We start from the raw sequence: 19797 nt of genomic DNA, 5'->3' as shown, positions 1-19797 counted from the left end.
GTGAGTGAGGCGGCAGCACAGACGGCGCAGGCGCTGAACGTCGTCAGCGACGAGCTGACCGAGACCCTGAAGCAGGCACGGGTGGCGCTCGAGGAGGCCATCGAGGGCCGCGGCAGCCGGGAATCGCTGCTCAGGGCCGGCCGACGCCTGCACGAGGTGGCCGGCGTACTGAAGATGGTGGAGGTGTACGGCGGCGCGCTGCTGGCCGAGGAGATGGAGGCCGTCTGCCGCTATCTTGCCGACCTGCGTCCGGGCGCCAAGGGCCAGCAGGACGGGCTGGACGCCATCACGCGGGCCATGGTGCAGCTGCCGAGTTATCTGGACCGCCTGCTCGGCGGCGGGCGGGACATCGCACTGGTGCTGCTGCCGCTGCTGAACGACCTGCGTGCGGTCCGCGGCAAGCCCCTCATGTCGGAGAGCACGCTGCTGCTGCTGAACCTGACTCCGGGCCAGCGGGTTGGCGTGGCGGACCGGGCGGCGCCGCCGAAGGAAGACATCGTGGAGCTGGCCCGCAAGGCGCGGCCGGCGTTCCAGCTGGCGCTGCTGGGGTGGATCCAGGGTCAGCATCCGGGTCAGCATCTGAAGAAGCTGCGCCAGATCGCGCTGGCCCTGGAGCAGGCGGCCGACCGTGACGAGATCTACCAGCTCTGGTGGGTGGTGGTCGGCGTGCTCGAGGCCCTGGCGGACGGCGGTCTCGAGACCAGCGTCTCACTCAAGCGCCTGCTGGGCCAGGCGGACCGGCAGCTGAAGCGGCTCATCGACGAGGGCTCCGACGCCTTCGAGCAGAATCCGCCCACCGACCTGCTGAACAACCTGCTGTACTACATCGCCCGTTCCGCCACGGCCGGCGAGCGGGTGAGCGCCATCCGCCGTGCCTTCAACCTCTCCGAGCTGCTACCCGGCGACGAGCAGGTGGTGCACGCCCGGGAGAGCCTGGCCGCGCCGAGCATCCGGCTGATGGAGACGGTCGGCGAGGCCATCAAGGAAGACCTCGGCAAGGTCAAGGACGTGCTGGACATCTACGTACGCACCGGCATGGACGACGTCGCCGACCTGGCGCCCCAGGTGGACATGCTGAAGAAGATCAGCGACACGCTGGGCGTCCTCGGGCTGGGCGACCTGCGCGGCGACATACAGTCCGAGATCGAGCGCCTGCGCAACATCGTGGCGGAGTCCGTGGCGGCTGACGAGACGATGCTGCTGAAGATCGCCTCCACGCTGCTCAAGGTGGAGGACAGCCTGGACGCGAAGCTGAAGCGGCTGATCCGGCCCGCCGGCGCGGAGGTGGACGAGCCCGGCGCCGCCGAGGATACCGCGGAGGTGGAATACCGCCAGGTCACCGAGGCGGTGCTGCGCGAGTGCATCGTGAACATGGCGCGGGTGAAGGAGGCCATCACCCAGGTCACCAGCGACAGCGGCGACCCGATGGCCATCGACAACGTGCCGAAGCTCATCCGCGGCGTGAAGGCCGGGCTGGTCATGCTGGACAAGGGCCGGGCCGCCGAGGTGGTGGAGCGGCTCGGCCGTTTCGTCAGCCGGGCGCTGCAGGCCGGCCGCCAGGCGCTGGACCCGGAGCACCTGGACCGCCTGGCCGATGCGGTGGTGAGCATCGAGTACTACATGGAGACGGTGCAGGCCGGCCGCCGGGATCCCTGGTACATGCTGGACAACGCCGAGGCCTGCCTGGACGCGTTGTCCGGTGTCCTCGACGAGATGGAAGGCCGCGCGGCCAGGATCGAGGAGACCCTCGTGGCCAGCCAGCGGCTGCGCGCCATCCCCGAGCGGGAGCAGGCGGGCGGCGCCGGAGACGCCACCGAGATCATCCAGATCCCGGTGGTGGCCCAGGACGCGGAGCATCTCGACCCGGAGCTCCTGGAGCTGTTCATCGAGGAGTCCAAGGAGGAGATCGCCTCCATTCGCAAGCAGCTGCCCCGCTGGGCCGACAACGCCGACGACATGGAGGCGCTGATCACGGTGCGCCGCTCCTTCCACACGCTGAAGGGCAGCGGCCGGATGGTGGGTGCCGAGCGCATCGGCGATTTCTGCTGGCACATCGAGGACCTGCTGAACCGGCTCATCAACCGCACGCTGACCCGCACCCCGCCGATGGTCGAGTTCATCCAGCGCGCGGCCGCGGCCCTGCCGGAGCTGGTGGAGCAGCTGGAGACGGGCATCGAGCCGACCGTGGATACCCGCCAGCTCGTGGTCCAGGCGAGCGCCTTCGCCGAGGGCGATCCGAACGCGCCGAACCTGGCGGCGTCGGCCATCGAGCCGGAGGAGGAGCCGGCGCCGGTGGAGATGGATCCGGTGCTGCTGGACATCTTCTCGAAGGAGACCGCGGCCCACCTGGGCGCCATCAAGAGCTACATCGAGGCCTGCCGGGAGGAGGAGCCGCCGTATCCGATCCCGGACAACCTGCACCGCGCCTGCCATACGCTGCACGGCAGCGTGAACATGGCCGACGTGGATCGGGGCGTGACCGTCACGGCCAGTCTGAACCAGTACGTGCGCCGGCTCTACGACGCGGGCCAGGGCATGGATACCGACGGCCTCGCGGCGGTGGAGGCCGCTGTGAAGGCCATCGAGAGCATTGTCGCGGGCATCAACCAGCCCGGGGCCCGGGACGAGGACTATCAGCCTCTCGTCGAGCGGCTGCGGGAGCTGACCGCCCAGGTGGAGAGCCGCCAGGCGGAGACGGAAGAGACCGGCGAGCGCACCGGCATCACGCCGGTGCTGGACACGGAATACGAGGCCGGGGCCGCGCTCGAGGAGCAGGAGGCGCCTGTCGCCGGGAGCCCGTCCGCCGAATCGGTGGCGGAAGCGCCGGAGCCGGAGCCGACGGAGGAAGCCGCCGGGGCCGGGCCGGCCGAGCCGTCGGCCGGCGAGCACGCTACGCCGCCGCCTGCCGAGCCGCCCGCCGAGGAAGCCGACTACGATGCGGAGATCGCCGCCATCTTCACCGAAGAGGCGGGCGAGATACTGGAGGCCAGCGACGAGGCGCTGGCGGCCTGGACCGGCGGCGGCCGGCCGGCGGAGAGTCTCACCGAGCTGAAACGCCACCTGCACACGCTCAAGGGCGGGGCGCGCATGGCCGGCATCACCGCCATGGGCAATCTCAGCCACGGCCTGGAGACGTTGCTGATCGCCATCGACGACGATCGCGTGCAGCCGTCCCAGGCGGTGGACGACCTGCTGCAGCAGAGTCTCGACGAGCTGCACCGCATGCGCGACATGGTGACGGGCGGGCAGCGGGCGGCGCCGGCCGCCGGCCTGGAGGCGCGCATCGAGGCGCTGGCTGCCGGCGAGGCGGCCCCTGCCGGGCCCGCGCCAGCACCCGCAGAGCCCGAGGCACCCGCAGAGCCCGAGGCCGAGAGGCCGGAGGAGATTGTCGGGGAGGTCCCGGAGGCCGAGGAGCCGGAGACGCAAGTTCCGGAGGCCGAGGAGCCGGTGGAGGAGCCGGCAGAGGAGCCGACGGAAGCGCCGTCCGAAGCCGGCGAGTATCCGGCCCTGGAACTGCCGGAGACAACGGAGGCGCCGGAAGAGGCCGAGGTGCCTGCCGGCGCCGAGGTGCCGGAGCCGCCGGTCGGCGAGCCCGTGTTCGGCGTGACGGCCCGCGGCGAGGGCGAGGAAGGCCTGCCGCCCGAGGCGGCGGAGGGAGGCCTGCCGGCCGAGACGGACATCAGCGAGTGGTTCGCCGAGCATGGGGAGGAGATCGCCGCGGAGGTGTTCGGCGAGGAGGCCGCGTCGGAGCGCGGGTTCGAAGCCGAACCGGAAGTTCCGGCAGAGCCGGAAGCGGAGGGCGAGCGAGAGGCCGTGACGGAGCCGGAGGCGGGGTTCGAGGCCGAATCGGCACCGGAGCCCCCGGCGGAAGCGCCGCTGGCCGCCGCGGAGCAGCCGGTGGCCCGGCCGCCCGAGCCGCCGGCACCGGCGCCCGCAGTCCCGGAGCGCGCCGTGCCGCCGACGCCCGCCGCGCCGGAGCGCCAGGAGTTCGCCCGCATCGACGCGGAGCTGCTGGAGGAGCTGCTGAACGCTGCCGGCGAGATCAGCATCTATCACTCCCGGCTGAGTCAGCAGGTCACCTCCATCGATTTCAACCTGGCGGAGCTGGAGCAGACGGTGAGCCGGCTGCGCGACCAGCTGCGCAAGCTCGAATTCGAGACCGAGACACAGATCCTGAACCGTCATCAGGAAGAGCGCAGCGCCCACGACTTCGACCCGCTGGAGCTCGACCGCTACTCCACCATCCAGCAGCTGTCCCGGGCGCTGGCGGAGTCGGCCAGCGACGTGGCCAGCCTGAAGGACCTGCTGCAGAACCTGGCCACGGAGACCGAGTCGCTGCTGGTGCAGCAGTCGCGGGTCACGGCGGAGCTGCAGGACGGCCTGATGCGCACCCGCATGGTGCCGTTCCAGCGTCACGTGCCGCGGCTCTCACGGCTGGTGCGCCAGATCGCCGGCGAGACGGCCAAGCGGGTGGAGCTGGCCGTGGAAGGCGGCTCCGGCGAGCTGGACCGGCAGGTCCTCGAGAAGATGCTGCCGCCGTTCGAGCACATGCTGCGCAACGCCATCGTCCACGGCATCGAGCCGCCGGACACGCGGCAGGCGGCCGGCAAGCCGCCGGTGGGGCGAATCACCGTGCGGCTGCACCGGGAAGGCTCGGAGATGGTGATCGACGTGGCCGACGACGGCGCCGGCCTGAACGTGGATGCCATCCGCCGCAAGGCTACGGAACAGGGGCTGCTGACGCCGGACTCGGACGCCTCCGACGAGGCGGTCATGGAGCTGATCCTGAAACCGGGCTTCAGCACCGCGGACCAGCTGACCCAGTCCGCCGGACGCGGCGTCGGCATGGACGTGGTGGCCAACGAGGTGAAGAAGCTGGGCGGCGCGCTGCGCATCACCTCCATGCCGGGACAGGGCACCAATTTCACGGTGCGCCTGCCGTTCACGCTGGCCATCACCCAGGCGCTGATCGTGCGCGCGGGCGAGGAGGTCTACGCCCTGCCGCTGCCCACCGTCGAGGGCGTGGCGCGGGTGGCCCGTGCCGAACTGGACGCGATGCTGAATCAGCCGGAGCCCACCTTCGAGTACGGCGAGCAGACCTATCGCTTTCAGCACCTCGGGATGTTCGTGGGCGGCAAGCCCTCGGAGCTGCCCGAGGACGACTCGGCCGTGCCGGTCATCCTGATCCGCGCCGGCGATAAGTCCATCGCGCTGCTCACCGACGAGATGCTGGCCAGCCGGGAGATCGTGGTGAAGTCGGTCGGGCCCCAGCTCGCCAGCATCCGCGGCATCTCCGGGGCCACCATCCTCGGCGACGGGCGCATCGTGCTGATCCTGGACATGGGCAGCCTCGCCCGCTCGACGGCGCCGCTGGTGGAGATCCGCGAGGCGCCGCGGCCGAGCGCCGACGAGCGTCCGACCGTGCTGGTGGTGGACGACTCCATTACCGTGCGCCGGGTCACGGAGCGTTTCCTGCAACGCCAGGGCATGCGGGTGGCCACCGCGAAGGACGGCATCGACGCCATCAGCGTCATGCAGGAGCACCGGCCGGACATCATCCTGCTCGACATAGAGATGCCGCGCATGGACGGCTACGAGTTCGCCACCCACGTGCGCAACGACGAGCGCTTCGCGGACATCCCGATCATCATGATTACCTCCCGGGTGAGCGAGAAGCACCGGGCGCGCGCCATCGAGATCGGCGTCAACGACTATCTCGGCAAGCCCTACCAGGACAGCCAGCTGCTGGAGGCCATCCATGCGCTGCTGGAGGAAAAGGGCGGTAGCGGCCTGTGAGCGCGGTGGTCGAGGAACTCTACTCCCTGCTGGTGCCCCTCGCCGAGGATCGGCTGATCGTGCCCCGGGCCTGCGTGGCCGAGGTGGTGCGCTACTCGCCGCCCGAGGCGAGGGCCGGCGAGGCCGAGCCCTGGGTGCTCGGCGGCTTCAACTGGAACGGGCGGCTGCTGCCGCTGGTGTCCTTCGAGGGCGCGCTGGGCAAGCCGGTGCCGCAGGCCTCCGGCAGGACGCGCATCGTCGTCTTCCACGGCGTCACCGGCAGGCTCCGCGCCGGGCATTTCGGCATGCTGACCCAGGGCTTCCCCCAGCTGGTCCGCGTCAACCGGGAAGTGCTGCGGCCGGGCGAGCCGGCCGACGAGTGGCCCGAGGGCGCCCCGGTCTTCTGCCGGGTGAAGATGATCAACGAGTATCCGCTGATCCCGGATCTGGCGCGGCTCGAGGAGATCCTGGCCGAGCAGGAACTGGAACTCTAGCGAGCTCCCCGTTTCCCCTTACAGATCGCCCCACAGCGTCTGCAGGGCCGTGACGCCGGCCACGGCCGCGGTCTCCGTCCTCATTATCCTGGGCCCCAGCGCCACGGCCTGGAACCCGGCCGCTTGCGCCGCCTCCGTCTCCCGGTCGGTGAGTCCGCCCTCCGGGCCCACCAGCAGCGTCACCGGTGTCGCAGGCCGCGCGAGGCCGGTCAGCCCGTCCGCCGCATCCGGCGTCAGCACGAGGCGCAGCCCCGCGGGCGGCGCCGCGAGCCAGTCCTCCAGGGCGGTGATGGGGGCCACCTGCGGCAGCCGGTTGCGCCCGCATTGCCGGCAGGCGCTTGCCGCCACCCGTTGCCAGTGTTCGAGCCGCGCGGCGGCCCGCTTGTCGTCCAGCCGCACGACGCCGCGCTCGCACAACAGGGGCACGATGGCGGCGGCACCCAGCTCGGTGGTCTTCTGCACGACGTGATCCATGCGCTCGCCCCGGGAGATGCCCTGGGCGACCGTGATCGCCAGCGGCGATTCGCGCTCGACGGCCCGGTGTTCGCCGACGGCCACCGTCACCTCGCGACGCCCGGCGCTGATCATCGTGGCGTCGTACTCGCCGCCGCGGCCGTCGAACAGCACCAGGGGCGCGCCCACCGGCAGCCTGAGCACGCGCGTCAGGTAGCGGGCGTCGTCTTCCCCGACCGTGACCTCGTCGCCGCTGGCCAGGGGATCCGGATAATGGAGGCGGACCGTGCGCACAGCGGGATCATGCAGTTCCGGCCGCCGGATTGGAAGACGCCGGCGCGCGTTGACAGCCGCCGGGGCGGCGCCCATATTGCCGGCGATGACTGCGACGCCGGAGCCCCGCTTCCTGACCGACCCGGCCACCGGCCTGGTGGCCCCGGCGCGCCAGTGCCCGTCGCCGAATCAGGACGAGCGCCCCGCGGGCTGCGAACTCGAACTGATCGTGATCCACGGCATCAGCCTGCCGCCGGGCGAATTCGGCGGGCCGCACATCGAGGACTTCTTCGCCAACCGGCTGGTCGCCGACGCCCATCCGTATTTCGCGGAGATCGCGGGCATGGAGGTCTCGGCCCACGCGCTGATCCGGCGGGACGGCAACCTGGTGCAGTTCGTGCCGTTCCGGCGGCGTGCCTGGCATGCGGGCGCCTCCTCCTGGTGCGGGCGCGAGGGCTGCAACGACTTCTCCGTGGGCATCGAGCTCGAGGGGCTGGACGACCTCGCCTACGACGACCGCCAGTACGAGTCGCTGGCGGATCTGATCCGCTCGCTGCGCCGCGCCTTTCCGAGCCTGGCCGGAGCCGAGATTCTGGGCCATTCCGATATCGCGCCGGGCCGCAAGACCGACCCCGGCGCGGCCTTCGACTGGCGTCGGCTTGATGCGCTGCTCGGGCGGGACATAAGCTAGGGCTCTTCCCGTAGCCGCCCGGCTGGTTGCCCATGAAGCTGATCGCCCTGTTCATCGCCATCGTCCTGGAGCGGCTGGCGACCCAGCTGTTCCATCTGCGCGAACTGCGCTGGCTGGACGGGCTGTTCGACTTCGGGCTGCGGCTGGCCCAGCGCTTCGACGCCATACCGAAGCTGCTCGGCGTGGCCGCCACGGTCCTGCTGGTGGCCTCGCCGATCATCCTCCTGCGCATCGCCCTCGGCGACGTGCTGCTGGGGCTGCCTTATCTGGCCCTGTCCGTGGTCGTCCTGTTCTTCTCGCTCGGGCCCCAGGACATCGGCGAGGAGGTGGACCGCTGGTGCAACGCCATCCAGTCCGGTGACGACGAGGAGGCGCGCCGGCTGGCACACGCGCTGGTCGAGCACCGGGTGGCCGGCGAAGACGTCTCCAGCGGCTTCGCCGTGCAGGAGGCCGTGTGCGTACAGGCGAACAACCGCATGTTCTCCGTGCTGTTCTGGTTCGTCGTGCTCGGCCCGGTGGGCGCCTGGATATTCCGGGTGGCGGATCTGCTGCGGCGCCGTGCCGTGTTCCAGGCGGAGCGGCTCGCTGCGGCGGGCGCGCAGATGGGTGCCGACGAGGCCGCCCTGGCCGACCAGGCCGCTGCCGCCGCCGCCCGCGAGGCCACCGAGCAGGTGCACGCGGCTCTCGCCTGGCTGCCGGCGCGGCTGACGGCGCTCGGCTATGCGCTCACCGGCAGCTTCGACACCGCCCGGCAGGCGTGGTCGGGCCTCGGCATAGAACGGGTCACGCTCGGCCTCGGCAACGAACGCCTGCTGGCGCGCGTCGGTCTCGGCGCCATGGCCCTCACGCCGGTCGACGGCGAGAGCGAGCAGGAGCGTCAGACCCGCGGTGCCCGCGCCGCCAAGACGCTGGTGTTCCGCACGCTGGTCTTCTGGCTGGTGGCCATCGCGGCCCTCACCCTGGCCGGCGCCGCCATTTGATCCGCCTCGCGCTGATCCTGCTCGCCGCGTCCGTCGGCGCCGGCGCGGACCCGGCCGGAGGACCGGCCGAAGAGCCGGCCGGCCCGCCGGCGCGGGTGGTCACGCTGGCGCCGCACCTGGCCGAGCTGGTGTTCGCCGCGGGCGCCGGGGATCGGCTGGCGGGGGTCACCGCCTACACGGACTATCCGCCCGCCGCGGCCTCGCTGCCGCGCATCGGCGATGCGTTCCGCGTGGACATGGAGCGCATCGCGGTGATCGATCCGGATCTCGTCCTGGCCTGGGACGGCGGCACGCCGGAGGCGCTGAGCGGCCGGCTGCGCGAACTCGGCTACACCGTGATGACCGTCCGCACCCGCGACGTGCAAGACGTGGCCGCCGCCATCCGGCGCATAGGCGAGCGGCTGGGGACGGCGGAGACGGCGGATCGTGCGGCCGCGAAATTCCTGCAGGAGCTCGAGGCCGCGGTGTCCGGCCACAAGGACGCACGGCCGTTGAGGGTCTTCTACCAGGTGGCCAGCCGACCCCTGTACACGGTGAACGGCGGCCACTACATCAGCGAACTCATCCGCCTGTGCGGGGGGCGCAACGTCTTCTCGGATCTGGATGAACTCGCGCCGGTCGTCACCGTGGAGTCGGTGCTGTCCCGGGACCCGGAGGTGATCCTGGCGCCGGCGGGAGAGGCCGGCGCGCTGGAGCGCTGGCGGGCGTGGCAGTCCCTCGCCGCGGTGCGGGCGGGCAACCTGCGCACCGTCCCGCCGGATACACTGGCCCGGCCGTCGCCGCGGCTGGTGCAGGGCGCCGCGGATATCTGCGCCGCCATCGAGGCATCCCGCCGGGAGCTATCCGCAGCGGCGCCCTGAGCGGTCGCTTCGGCCCTGCGTCCGGGTCAGGCTGCGCCCCCGCTGCGGCCGCTCTTCCACAGCACCTCGGTGCCGTCCTCCGCGCGGGCGAGGATGCGGGCGATCACGAACAGCAGGTCCGACAGGCGATTGAGATAGCGCAGGGCGTCCGGGTTGATGGCTTCCTCCCGGCCGAGCGTGCTCACCCGGCGCTCGGCGCGCCGGCAGACGGTGCGTGCCAGGTGACAGGCGGCCGCACCCGGCCCGCCGCCCGGCAGGATGAAATCCTTCAGTGCCGGCAGGTCCTCGTTGTAACCGTCCAGCGCCTCTTCCAGCCGCGTGACGTAGTCCGGCGTGATCGCCAGGTGGCCCGGGATGCAGAGTTCGCCGCCCAGGTCGAACAGCTCGTGCTGCACCCGTTCCAGGCAGTCGCGGACGTCGTCCGGTACGGCATCCGTCGCCAGCACCATGCCGATGCAGCTGTTGGCCTCGTCCACCGTGCCGTAGGCCTCCACCCGGGGCGAGTCCTTGGCCGTGCGGCTGCCGTCGCCGAGGCCCGTGGTGCCGTCGTCGCCGGTGCGCGTATAGATCTTGGTCAGGCGATTGCCCATGTCGACTCCTTGTCGGTGGCCGGCGCGTCAGCGCCAGACGTAGCCCAGTTCCAGATAACCGCTGCGGCCGGCCATGTTGAAGCCGGCCGCCGTCTCGTAATCCCGGTCCAGCAGGTTCTCGATGCGGCCGGTGAGACGCCAGGATTCGCTCAGCCGCAAGCGCGCGTTCACGTTGGTCAGCAGGTAGCCGCCCATCGTCTCGCCGCCCACGCCGGCGCGATCGCCGTTCGCCACCAGGGACAGCCCCAGCGTGTGCCGGCCGATATCGCGGCTCGCCGTCAGGCTCACGCTCTTCTCGGCCCGGCGCAGCAGCCGTTCGTCGGTGGCGCCGTCGCGGGCCTGCTGGCGCACGGCGGAGACGCGCATCTCCCAGTTCTCCCAGCGTCTGTCCCAGGACACCTGCAGGCCGCGGATCTCGGCGGTATCGATGTTGCGCAGGCGGAAGGCGGCCAGGTCGAACTCGATCAGGTCGTCGATGTCCTTGTGATAGAGCTCCACGCTGATCCGGGAGTCCGGTGCGGGCGAGTAGCGCAGCACCAGCTGGGCCTCGCGAGCGGTCTCCGGCTCCAGGTCCGGATTGCCGCCGAAGCCGAAGCGGTCGGTGGCGTCCGGCGCCCGGAAGGCGGTGCCGATGCCGGCCGACACCCGCCAGCGGGGGTTGATGCGGTAGCCGTATTCCGCATTCCAGGTGGACTGGCCGCCGAAGTCACTGTGATCGGTGTAGCGGGCGGCCAGCTGGACCTCGTGGTCGCGATGCCGGATCAGATCCTGCAGGAACAGGGCGCGTACGCTCGTGTCCTCGTCGAAGCCCAGCCCGAAGGACAGCGCGCTCGCATCCTCCTCCACCAGGTAGGCGCCGGCCATCAGCGTATGGCCGCGCCAGGCGGGGAAGGTGTGCTGCAGGTCCAGGGTGCTGCGTTCCGATTCGACGAAGTCAGGCAGCTGGTTCTGCTCGATCTCGTCGCGCAGGTGGCTCACGATCACCCGCGTGTCCCCGAGTCCGCCGATCGGTGTGGCCACTTCCAGCGCGGAGACGGCGTTCAGGTAGTCCTGGTCCACCGGGATGCGGAAGAAGTCGGAGTACTCCGTGGTGCCGGTGGCCTGCCAGTGGCGCAGGGTGACCGCGGCGGGACCGAAGGACAGGCCGGCGTGGGCGTTGGCGGAGAAGTTGTCGTAGCCGCGGTCGCTGTCGTCGTCCCGGTAGGTGGGGAAGCCGTCCGTCTGCGTCCAGTCCAGGTTCAGCCCCAGGTCGACGGCGCCGGCGCGGCGGCCCAGCGACGTCTGTATCTGGCGGGTGTCGAAGCTGCCGCTGCGCACGGCGGTCTCGCTGCGCTCGCGGCCGCCGCGGGTGATGATGTTGATGACACCGCCGATCGCGTCCGTGCCGTACAGCGACGAGCGCACGCCCTTCACGATCTCGATGCGCTGGATGACCGAGGGGGCCAGATTCTGCAGCGGCGCGGCGCCGATCGTGCCCGGGTTGATACGCACGCCGTCGATCAGCACCAGGGCGTGATTGCTCTCGGAGCCGCGCACGAACACCGCGGCCGCCTGGCCGGGGCCGCCGGTGCGGGCCACGTCGAGGCCGGCCTCGAAGCGCAGCAGATCCAGCACGTCCGTGGCCAGGGAGCGCTCGATCTGCTCGCGGGTGATGACGGTGACCGGCACCAGGGACTCGGAAGCGGGGATCGGCGTGCGCGTCGCGGTGACGATCAGGGTGTCGAGCCCGGCCGGCGAATCCGATCGCTCCGACGCGCTCGTCCAGGCCGGCGCACCGCCCGCCTGCGCCGCCACCGCCGCCAGCGTCACGGTGACGGTCACTGCCATGGCCGCGCCCAGTCGCGTGGCCGTCCGAGTCGCTACGTTCATTGCTGTCCCCCGCGTGCCCGCCGCACGTCTTCGTTCGTATTCCGCGGTCGGGAAGGGGAGAGAGTCGGGTCGATGGGTTACATCGGTCCGGCCTGCGCCCTCCGCGCCGCCACCATGACACCAGGCCGGTCTCCGGGCTGACGAGCGGGCCGTCATGGCCCTGGACGGAGCACCTTCCCGTGAGTCGCCTCACAGTGGCTTCGGAGCCGGGAACCGGTCCGACGCTTCGTCCTTCACTCGATCACCGTTGCGGGGGCAGCGCCGGAATCGGCCGCCCGGATCAGGGCGGCACCACCGGCTTCCCGTTCGTCCGCAGCGCCGCTGCGGACTCACCTGGTGTTCGCGGTCGATTCTCGGGGGCCGTGCCGGGGGTGTCAAGGCGGCACGGCTACGTGCTTGCCGCGATGGCTGAGGCGACAGTCTTGCCGCAATGACCGCGGCAACAGTTTCGCCGCAATAACCGCGGCAACAGTTTCGCCGCAATAACGTAGAATGCGGCCGTCGCGGAAACGAGCCCGGCGATGGCACATTCGGAAAGACTGGAGACGGCACTCGCCGCCGCCCGAGCGGCGGCCGACGTGATCCGCCATTACTACGATCACTACGGCGAGGACATCGAGGTGCGCTCGAAGGCAGACCGCTCGCCGGTGACCGACGCCGACGTCGAGGCGGAGCGCACCATCCGCCGCATCATCGCCGAGCGCTACCCGGACCATGGCTTCTACGGTGAGGAGACAGGCCGCGCCGACCGGGACTCGCCGTTCCTGTGGCTGGTGGATCCCATCGACGGCACCAAGAGTTTCGTCCGCCGCTACCCCTTCTTCTCCACGCAGATCGCGCTGATGGAAGACGGCGAACTCGTCCTCGGCGTCTCCAGCGCGCCGGCCTTCGGCGAACTGGCCTGGGCGGAGCGGGGGCAGGGCGCCTGGCTGGACGGGGCGCCCGTGCGCGTCAGCGGCGTCGCGGCGCTGGAAGACGCCGCGGTGTCGGGCGGCAACCTGCGCAGCCTGGCGCTGAGCGGGCGCTGGCCCGCCTGGGGCGAGGTGGTCGCGAGGGCCGACCGCATCCGCGGTTACGGCGACTTCTACCATTATCACCTGCTCGCCTCGGGGCGCATCGATGCCGTGGTCGAGTCCGACGTGAACATCCTCGATATCGCGGCGCTGGCGGTCATCGTGCGCGAGGCGGGCGGCATCTTCACGGACCTGGCCGGGGAGCCGCCGGGGCTCGCCACCACCACGGTACTGGCCGCCAATCCGTCCCTGCACCCCGTGCTGCGCGGGATGCTGGACTGGCCCTCAGGGCCGGGTGGCGGGGCCGGCTGAGGCGTCCGGGACGAACAGGCGTCCGCCGCGCCAGTCCACCGCCGCCATGGGCGTGCGGTAGAGCCGGCTGAGGCTGTCGGCGTTGAGCACGGCGTCCGTATCCCCCAGCTCCCAGCCGCCGTCACCGTCCAGCAGCAGGCAGCGGTCGGCGTATCGGGCCGCCAGGTTGACATCGTGCAGACTGACCACGGCGGCCGCGCCGGCGGCGACCCGCTCGCGGATCACCTCCAGCGTCAGCAGCTGGTGCTGGGGGTCGAGGTGGTTGGTGGGCTCATCCAGCAGGAACAGGTCGGGGCGCTGGCTCAGGGTCTGGGCGATGGCGAGCCGGCGCCGCTCGCCGCCCGACAGGGTGGTGGTGCCCCGGTCGGCGAGGCCCGTCAGGCCGACACGCTCCAGCTCCGTCAGCGCGATCTGCCGGTCCGCCTCGCTCTCCCAGCGCCAGCGGCCGATGTGCGGATGCCGGCCGATCAGCGCCTCCTCGAGCACGGTGCTCGGGAACAGGTCCTCCTGGTCCTGGGGCAGGAGTGCGAGTCGGCGGGCCAGGTCGGGCCGCCCCCATTCGGCCGCGGGACGGCCGAAGTAGCGGATGTCTCCGGCCCGGGGCGGCCGCAGCCCGGCGAGGGTCTCCAGCGTCATCGTTTTGCCGCTGCCGTTGCAGCCGAGCACGGCGACGAACTCGCCCGGGGCCACCCGGAGATCCAGCGCACGCACCAGCATGCGGCCCGGCACCGACACGTCGAGCGTGACGGCCGCCAGGGCGTCAGTCGGCTCCGATGAGCGGTTCGGCTCCATGGGCGAGCATTGTAACCGGCGACAATAAGCCGCGAGTCAGCGGACGAGGCCGATCTCCGCCGCCGTGAGCGGCCCGATGGTCGTGCGCGCCAGATCCCCGGGGATGCGTGCCTCGGTGGGAGAGATCGCGATGCGTCCGGCCATGATCTCCGCGCGGGGCTGGGGGTACACCGGCACACGGTCGGGATCGGCGAGGCCGGCGGGCACCAGGGGCAGCGACGTGGCCGGGTCGTACTTGTCGGTGGCGCCGAGAGTGTGGAGCAGCTCGTGGGTGATGACCACCTGGTTGGCGCCGCGCATCGACCGGCTGGCGAACGCGTTGATGACGCCCACCAGCCCTTTCTCGAGCCCCAGCGAGGCGTCCAGCACCAACTCGTCGTCCGGGGCGAAGTACTGCACGAAGAGCTTGATGTCGGGCTCGGGCACCCCGTCGTCCCGGGTGGCCCGCCAGGCCCACCATCGCAGATGCAGGCTCCAGGCTGCGACCTGCAGCACGTTGGCGTCGTCCGGTGGCCGTGGAGGCCTCTCCTCCATGGTCGGACCGAGGGTGATGTCGAGGGCCCTGGTCGGCCGCCTGCCGTAGCGCTCGGCCTCGGACTGGAGGTAGCGCTCGATCGGCTCGAAGTCTCTCTCGTCCAGCCCCTCGATCCAGGCGGCCGCGGCGGTGCTGCCGTCGCCGTTCACCGGATAGAGGTTTACGTACAGGGTGTCGTCCCAGTCCGTCGTGGCCGCACGGCTGATCCACGCACCCGCGGCGACGAACAGCAGCACGTAGAGCAGCAGCGCGATGCGCAGTTTGCGGAAGACGGTGGATCGGGCCATTGGCAGCGGGATGATGGGCAGCGTGGTGATCGGGTCCGTGGCCCCCCATCATGCCCGGAAAAGAAAAACCCCGCAGCAAGAGCGAACGGGGTCAACAGGACTTCTTCTTATTGTTGTCAGGTAGGCTGATTCTTCGGGCCAGACAAGCGTTTCTTCTTCTGATTGTTGTTTTTCTTGCGTGTTGTTCTTGTTCTCGTTCTTCTTGTTGTTGTTACTTGTCTTCTGGCTTGTGAATCCTGGTTGGTAGGGTTCTCGTTTGACCTCCCGAATCAGTTACCTTTTCGCTTGGGCAAGGTTTGCTAAAGCAAGGGCTGTGCCAGCCGTCGATTTTCCCTTGCCTTTCAGCAAATTGTTCTCCGTTGTTGACAAACAACAGGCACCGGCGGGGCGGTTTCGTAAAGAAAGCCGACGCGCCGGCAGGCGGTTCCCGGAGCCGTCTTTTCCGGCGTCGGCCAGCAAAAACGGGCGCTTAGCGCGGGACCGGCGGATACTGCCAGCTATCGCCGCCGGATTCCGTTATGTCAAAACTGTCGCTGATCGACGACATTTCTCCAGAATCGCCTGATTTTGTCAAATTATCCGACACTCCCGCGGCTGATGCGCGGTTCGACCTGGCGGTGAGGCCGGCCGGCGTGAAGAAGCGGCCGCCGGCGACGACCGCGCGCACCTCGGCGGCATCGGCGGCGTCGCGCAGCGGGTCGCCCGCCACCAGCAGCATATCGGCCCGGCGGCCCGGCTCCAGGCTGCCCCGGCTGTCCTCCAGGCCCACCAGGCGGGCGGCCTCGACGGTGTGGCGGCGCAGGACCTCGTAGGCGCTGGCTCCCTGCCGCTGCGATCGCCGGAGCTGCTCCTGCACGCTGCACGGGCCCGGTTTGCCGGGGCGGTCGGCGATCCGCCGGGCGCCGCTGGCGGCCAGCAGCCGGCGCACGTCTTCGTAGCGGCGGCCGGCGGGAGAGGTGGGCAGCTCGCTGCCGACGCCCAGCAGCGAAGCGCCCGCCTCGAGGTCCGGATACAGGCGATCGGTGATCACCGTGGCCCCGGCTGCCCGCGCCTCCCGGATGCGCGTCAGCCGCCGGGCCCGGTCCCGGATGCCGCGCACGTCCACCAGGCCGCCGTCGGGCGCCTCTCCGGAGACGAGCGTCGGCCCGGGCACGGCGCCCGAATTCCATTCGTCCGGCGGCGACGGGCGATCCGCCGCCGGTGACGGCAGCTCCACCACGGTCGTGACGCCGCAGCCGAGCAGCACCGGACCGTCGTCGGCGCCGACGCCGTCGGCGAGCCCCAGCTGGAGCAGGCCGGGCATCAGGACGGCATCCGGGAATTCGAGCACGTCCTCGCCGTCCCGCCGCCGCCGCTCGCTCACCTCGACGATGCGGTCGTCCTCGACGACGACGTCGACGCCTTCCCGGTAGGCCGGGCCGCTGCCGTCGAACACCCGGCCTGCGCGTATGACGTAGCGCCCGTGATGCAGCAGCGGCGTGTCGCCGTCGAGCCCCGCCTGGATGCCGGGCGGACCGGCCGGCGAGACCCAGGCCGTCCAGGCCACCTCCGTTGCGCGCAGCTCGCCGAACAACCGGGTGCGGATGCGGCCGTCCGCGGTGTATGCGAGGCGATTCCGTGTGAGCCACTCGACGGGGCGGCGGAAGAAGTCCTCGCCCCGTGCCAGCGCCTTCGCCACGGCGGGGTCGGACAGGATCACGGCGGTGAGCTGCGCCCCCTCCGGCGGTTCTTCCACCAGGACGATGACGCTGTCGTCGGGCCGGATCGACGGCGCGGACAACCGGTGCCCCGCCGAGTGCAGGAGACGGGGCGCGCCCACGCCGTCGCGCAGCCAGAGTTCCCAGCGACCGGCGGTGCGGGTGATCCAGGCCGTCAGGCGGCCGCTGGGCGAGACGGCCGGGTCCAGCTCGTCGGTGCCCGGCGTCCGGGTCAGCGCGGTGACCGTGCCGTCGGTAACGTCGACCGCATACAGGTCTGCGGAACCGGCGCGGTCCGAGCTGAAGATCACGCGCCGGCCGTCCGGATACCAGCGCGGTGCCGTATCCCGGCTCTCGCCGTCGGTCAGCGGCCGGGCCGAGCCGTCGGGTTCGACGAGCCAGAGTTTCCGGCCGCTGCCGTCGTCGCCTTCCGCGACCATGGTGCCGTCGCCGCGCATGTCCGGCCGGCGCAGCGCCAGCTCGGGGCCGGTCAACGGCTCGGCCATGCCGCCGCGGCGGTCCAGGCGCCAGAGCCGGTCGTAGAGATCGAAGACCAGGGCGTGGCCGTCGGCGGACGCGGTCACCGCGATGTTGGTGCCTTCGCTGACGCCCAGTTCCACCGCGGCGACCGGCACGGCGGCCGCGATGCCGGCGAGCAGCGGGAGCAGCGTCCGCCTAAGACGATCGCTCGGCACGGACGTCGCTGAGTTCCCCGTCATCGACTTCGAAGGCGATCTCGATCGGCTGGCAGCAGACCTGGCAGTCCTCCACGTAGCCCTGGCCGCCCGCGGACAGGTCCAGCTCCACGCTGATGGTCTCCCAGCACCAGGGGCAGGTGATGTCACGGTTCTCGAGCCAGGCGGTCACGGCTGCAGCCTCGTGGATTGCCAGTCGCCGGTCTGGAAGCTGTGCTCGGAGTCCCTGGTCAGCCGGCGCTCCCAGAGCGCCCGGTCGTGGATGCGCGATGCGCCCTCGGTCCACAGCTCCACCCGCGACGCCCACAGCCGGAAGCCGCCCCAGTGTGCCGGCCGCGGGATGCCGGGCTCGTCGCCCGGCGGCACGGAGACGCCGAGTTCGCCGGCCCGCGCGTGCAGCTGCTCCAGCAGTGCCTCGCGGGAGGCCACGGGTTCGCTCTGGTCGCTGGCCCAGGCGCCGAGCTGGCTGCCGCGGGGGCGGCCGGCGAAGTAGGCATCGCTCTCTTCCGCCGGCGATCTTATGGCCACGCCCTCGATGCGCACCTGCCGTCCCAGCCCGTCCCAGTGGAACAGCGCGCCCACCCGCGAGTTCGCGGCGATCTCCCGGGCCTTGCGGGACTGGTAGTTGGTGTAGAACACAAGATAGCCGGGGTCGGCCACGAATTCCTTGCAGAGTACCACCCGGGCCGTGGGCTGGGTCTCGCGCCCTACGGTGGTGATCACGAGTGCGTTCGGGTTCGGCTGCAGCGCCTGTTCCGTCGCCTCGGCCAGCCAGGCCGCGGCCACCGGCATCGGATCGTCGGGCAGCGGCGTGGGCAGCAGGCCTTCCGCCGTCAGGAATGTGGTGTCTGTCGCGGTCATGGCGGGGCGCTATTCTGCGGCATCGCCCGCGGCGGGGCCAGAGTCCGTGGCAGGTGGGGTGGCAAGTGGCGAGGCGCGGCCGAGGCATACGCCGCCGGCGCGCCGCGGATCGGCGGCGATCTCGAAGCCGCGGCGCTCGTCGTGCAGCACCGCGCCGACGCCGCCGAAGTACATGCTGAGCCCGTCGAAGGTGCGCACGGGCAGCCCGCCTTCGGGCATGGGCAATCCGGGCTCGCAGGCCACGCGGTCGCCGTCGTCGCGGATCTGCACATGCAGTCGCGGATGCGCGACCGCGGCATCCAGCCCCATGCCGAGCCGGAAGAAGTTGACGAGCACCTGGCACAGCGCGGTGGTGATGCGGCCCGCGCCGGGTGTGCCGATGGCCAGCACGCGCCCGTCGCTGCGGGCGGTGGTCGGCGCCATGTTGGAGGGCAGCCGGGTGCCCGGCGGGCCGCAGACGAGGCCGCGCCGGTTCAGCTCGATCTCGCCGAGGCAGTTGTTCAGCCACAGCCCCGTGCCGGGCGGCATCTCGCCGGAGCCGTAACCGGAGGAAATGGTGATGGCGCAGGCGAGCCCCTGCGCGTCGACCGCCGACGTGTGTACCGTGGAGCCCGACTCCCGCAACGCCGGCAGTCCGCCCAGCTCCCCCCGCCGCGCGGCAGCCAGCAGCGCCTCGCCCTCGGCCGCCGGATCCTCGGCCAGATCCAGGCGCTCGCGGCGCCAGGTGAGGGCGCCGTGCATCGCCGCGATCAGGCGGGCCACCGTTTCTTCCGTCCAGCCGTCCAGGGCCTCGTGATCGAGCTGCTCCAGCATGGCGCCGAGCACCGCGCCGCCGATGGCGGGCGGCGGATTGGTGGCGATATCCCAGCCGCCGGTGCGGATGGTGAGCGCCGGCCGCAGGATGGGGCGGTAGGCGGCCATGTCCGCCAGCGTCAGCGCGCCTTCGCCCGCGCGCACGTGCTGCACGATGGCTTGCGCAAGCTCGCCCTCGTAGAACGCCTGCACCCCTTCGCGGGCGATCAGCTCGAGGCTGTCGGCGAGATGGGGCACGCGCACGGTGTCGCCGGGCGCGAGCAGCCTGCCCTGGTCGTCGTGGATGGCGGCGCGGGAGTCCGGCGAGCGGCTGAAGACGACGTCGCCGGAGTACTCCAGGTAATGGTGGCAGGCCGAGGCGAGCGGGAAGCCCTCCCGCGCGGCCCGGATGCTCGGCTCCATCAGCGCCGCCCATGGCAGCCTGCCGTAGCGCCGGGAAGCCTCGGCCAGGGCGGCCGGCGTGCCCGGCACGGCCACCGAGCCCGGGCCGATGACGGTCTCGAGCCCGCCGCCGTAGTCCATGGCCACGCGGATGCCGCCCCGGCCCAGGGCGTCGGCGGCCAGGCCGCGGCCGGGCATCTCGACGTAGCCGTCGATGGTGACCGGGTCGCCGTCCGGCGGCCACACCACGGCATAGCCGCCGCCGGCCAGCGCACACACGCCGGGCTGGGTGTTGGTGGATGCCATGGACGCCGCCACCGCCGCATCCACGGCGTTGCCGCCGTCCTCTATGACCGCCAGCGCCGCCTCGGCGGCGAGGGGCGAGGTGGTGGCGACGGCGACTTCCGACATGCGGACGGACCGCGG

The 19797-nt window shown here is 71.4% G+C and carries 15 protein-coding genes and 1 riboswitch; of the genes, 6 read left to right on the top strand and 9 right to left on the bottom strand.

Annotated elements, in window-relative coordinates:
• Together ACJMK0_RS10560 and ACJMK0_RS10555 are read left to right on the top strand one after the other, a co-directional pair.
• Complete coding sequence (locus ACJMK0_RS10560) at nt 1–5796, top strand: Hpt domain-containing protein (RefSeq protein ID WP_405238182.1); 5796 nt, start codon at nt 1–3, stop codon at nt 5794–5796.
• Nucleotides 5793–6269, top strand: a complete 477-nt coding sequence (locus tag ACJMK0_RS10555; protein ID WP_405238180.1) for a chemotaxis protein CheW — start codon at nt 5793–5795, stop codon at nt 6267–6269. Before ACJMK0_RS10560 ends, ACJMK0_RS10555 begins: the two co-directional genes overlap by 4 nt.
• An 18-nt stretch (nt 6270–6287) precedes the next feature.
• On the opposite strand, the gene ACJMK0_RS10550 is transcribed toward ACJMK0_RS10555, so the two are convergent.
• Nucleotides 6288–7016 carry a 16S rRNA (uracil(1498)-N(3))-methyltransferase gene (locus tag ACJMK0_RS10550; protein ID WP_405238178.1) on the bottom strand — a complete coding sequence of 243 codons (729 nt, stop codon included), beginning with the start codon at nt 7014–7016 and terminating at the stop codon, nt 6288–6290.
• An 85-nt stretch (nt 7017–7101) separates the two neighbouring features.
• Here ACJMK0_RS10550 and ampD point away from each other — a divergent pair, with 85 nt between their 5' ends.
• Genes ampD through ACJMK0_RS10535 form a run of 3 tightly spaced genes read left to right on the top strand, consistent with a single transcriptional unit; the run spans nt 7102 to nt 9526 of the window.
• A complete protein-coding gene (ampD, locus tag ACJMK0_RS10545; protein ID WP_405238176.1) occupies nt 7102–7686 on the top strand; it encodes a 1,6-anhydro-N-acetylmuramyl-L-alanine amidase AmpD in 585 nt (194 codons plus the stop codon).
• A 32-nt stretch (nt 7687–7718) separates the two neighbouring features.
• The gene (gene ampE, locus ACJMK0_RS10540; protein WP_405238174.1) at nt 7719–8666 is read left to right on the top strand and encodes a regulatory signaling modulator protein AmpE; all 948 of its coding nucleotides are present in this window, start codon (nt 7719–7721) and stop codon (nt 8664–8666) included.
• Complete coding sequence (locus tag ACJMK0_RS10535; RefSeq protein WP_405238172.1) at nt 8663–9526, top strand: cobalamin-binding protein; 864 nt, start codon at nt 8663–8665, stop codon at nt 9524–9526. The genes ampE and ACJMK0_RS10535 overlap by 4 nt, the downstream gene beginning before the upstream one ends.
• 26 nt (nt 9527–9552) lie before the next feature.
• Here the strand turns inward: ACJMK0_RS10535 and ACJMK0_RS10530 are convergent, their stop codons facing one another.
• Together ACJMK0_RS10530 and ACJMK0_RS10525 are read right to left on the bottom strand one after the other, a co-directional pair.
• Entirely contained in the window at nt 9553–10116 is a 564-nt protein-coding gene (locus tag ACJMK0_RS10530) for a cob(I)yrinic acid a,c-diamide adenosyltransferase (protein WP_405238170.1), read from the bottom strand.
• A gap of 27 nt (nt 10117–10143) precedes the next feature.
• On the bottom strand, nt 10144–11985 hold the full coding sequence (locus ACJMK0_RS10525; protein ID WP_405238168.1) for a TonB-dependent receptor domain-containing protein: 1842 nt from the start codon (nt 11983–11985) through the stop codon (nt 10144–10146).
• A 106-nt stretch (nt 11986–12091) separates the two neighbouring features.
• A riboswitch (cobalamin riboswitch) is annotated at nt 12092–12337 on the bottom strand.
• Between the two features lie 169 nt (nt 12338–12506).
• Here ACJMK0_RS10525 and ACJMK0_RS10520 point away from each other — a divergent pair.
• A complete protein-coding gene (locus tag ACJMK0_RS10520) occupies nt 12507–13310 on the top strand; it encodes an inositol monophosphatase family protein (protein ID WP_405238166.1) in 804 nt (267 codons plus the stop codon).
• Here the strand turns inward: ACJMK0_RS10520 and ACJMK0_RS10515 are convergent.
• The 6 genes from ACJMK0_RS10515 to ACJMK0_RS10490 all read right to left on the bottom strand — a co-directional run bounded on the left by ACJMK0_RS10515 (nt 13284) and on the right by ACJMK0_RS10490 (nt 19782).
• Nucleotides 13284–14102, bottom strand: coding sequence for an ABC transporter ATP-binding protein (locus ACJMK0_RS10515; protein ID WP_405238164.1), 819 nt, complete (start codon nt 14100–14102; stop codon nt 13284–13286). The two genes, ACJMK0_RS10520 and ACJMK0_RS10515, sit on opposite strands and share 27 nt — an antisense overlap.
• Before the next feature lie 36 nt (nt 14103–14138).
• Nucleotides 14139–14924 carry a hypothetical protein gene (locus tag ACJMK0_RS10510; RefSeq protein WP_405238162.1) on the bottom strand — a complete coding sequence of 262 codons (786 nt, stop codon included), beginning with the start codon at nt 14922–14924 and terminating at the stop codon, nt 14139–14141.
• Nucleotides 14925–15393: 469 nt separating this feature from the next.
• Nucleotides 15394–17316, bottom strand: coding sequence for an amidohydrolase family protein (locus ACJMK0_RS10505; protein WP_405238160.1), 1923 nt, complete (start codon nt 17314–17316; stop codon nt 15394–15396).
• Nucleotides 17297–17488, bottom strand: coding sequence for a CPXCG motif-containing cysteine-rich protein (locus ACJMK0_RS10500; RefSeq protein ID WP_405220977.1), 192 nt, complete (start codon nt 17486–17488; stop codon nt 17297–17299). The genes ACJMK0_RS10505 and ACJMK0_RS10500 overlap by 20 nt, the downstream gene beginning before the upstream one ends.
• On the bottom strand, nt 17485–18177 hold the full coding sequence (pdxH, locus tag ACJMK0_RS10495) for a pyridoxamine 5'-phosphate oxidase (protein ID WP_405238158.1): 693 nt from the start codon (nt 18175–18177) through the stop codon (nt 17485–17487). The genes ACJMK0_RS10500 and pdxH overlap by 4 nt, the downstream gene beginning before the upstream one ends.
• Nucleotides 18178–18186: 9 nt before the next feature.
• Nucleotides 18187–19782 carry a gamma-glutamyltransferase family protein gene (locus ACJMK0_RS10490; RefSeq protein WP_405238156.1) on the bottom strand — a complete coding sequence of 532 codons (1596 nt, stop codon included), beginning with the start codon at nt 19780–19782 and terminating at the stop codon, nt 18187–18189.
• Between the last annotated feature and the right edge of the window lie 15 nt (nt 19783–19797).

Origin of the sequence: Lentisalinibacter orientalis, from assembly GCF_040706535.1 — a bacterium.
Lineage (GTDB): Bacteria > Pseudomonadota > Gammaproteobacteria > Steroidobacterales > Woeseiaceae > Lentisalinibacter > Lentisalinibacter orientalis.
This window is presented reverse-complemented; position numbering and strand designations above follow the sequence as displayed.

Coding starts and splice junctions, on each gene's coding strand:
- ampE (WP_405238174.1), top strand. CDS start 7,719: ATGAAGCTGATCGCCCTGTTCATCGCCATCGTCCTGGAGCGGCTGGCG.
- ACJMK0_RS10520 (WP_405238166.1), top strand. CDS start 12,507: ATGGCACATTCGGAAAGACTGGAGACGGCACTCGCCGCCGCCCGAGCG.
- ACJMK0_RS10490 (WP_405238156.1), bottom strand. CDS start 19,782: ATGTCGGAAGTCGCCGTCGCCACCACCTCGCCCCTCGCCGCCGAGGCG.
- ACJMK0_RS10530 (WP_405238170.1), bottom strand. CDS start 10,116: ATGGGCAATCGCCTGACCAAGATCTATACGCGCACCGGCGACGACGGC.
- ACJMK0_RS10525 (WP_405238168.1), bottom strand. CDS start 11,985: ATGAACGTAGCGACTCGGACGGCCACGCGACTGGGCGCGGCCATGGCA.
- ACJMK0_RS10510 (WP_405238162.1), bottom strand. CDS start 14,924: ATGGCCCGATCCACCGTCTTCCGCAAACTGCGCATCGCGCTGCTGCTC.
- ACJMK0_RS10515 (WP_405238164.1), bottom strand. CDS start 14,102: ATGGAGCCGAACCGCTCATCGGAGCCGACTGACGCCCTGGCGGCCGTC.
- ampD (WP_405238176.1), top strand. CDS start 7,102: ATGACTGCGACGCCGGAGCCCCGCTTCCTGACCGACCCGGCCACCGGC.
- pdxH (WP_405238158.1), bottom strand. CDS start 18,177: ATGACCGCGACAGACACCACATTCCTGACGGCGGAAGGCCTGCTGCCC.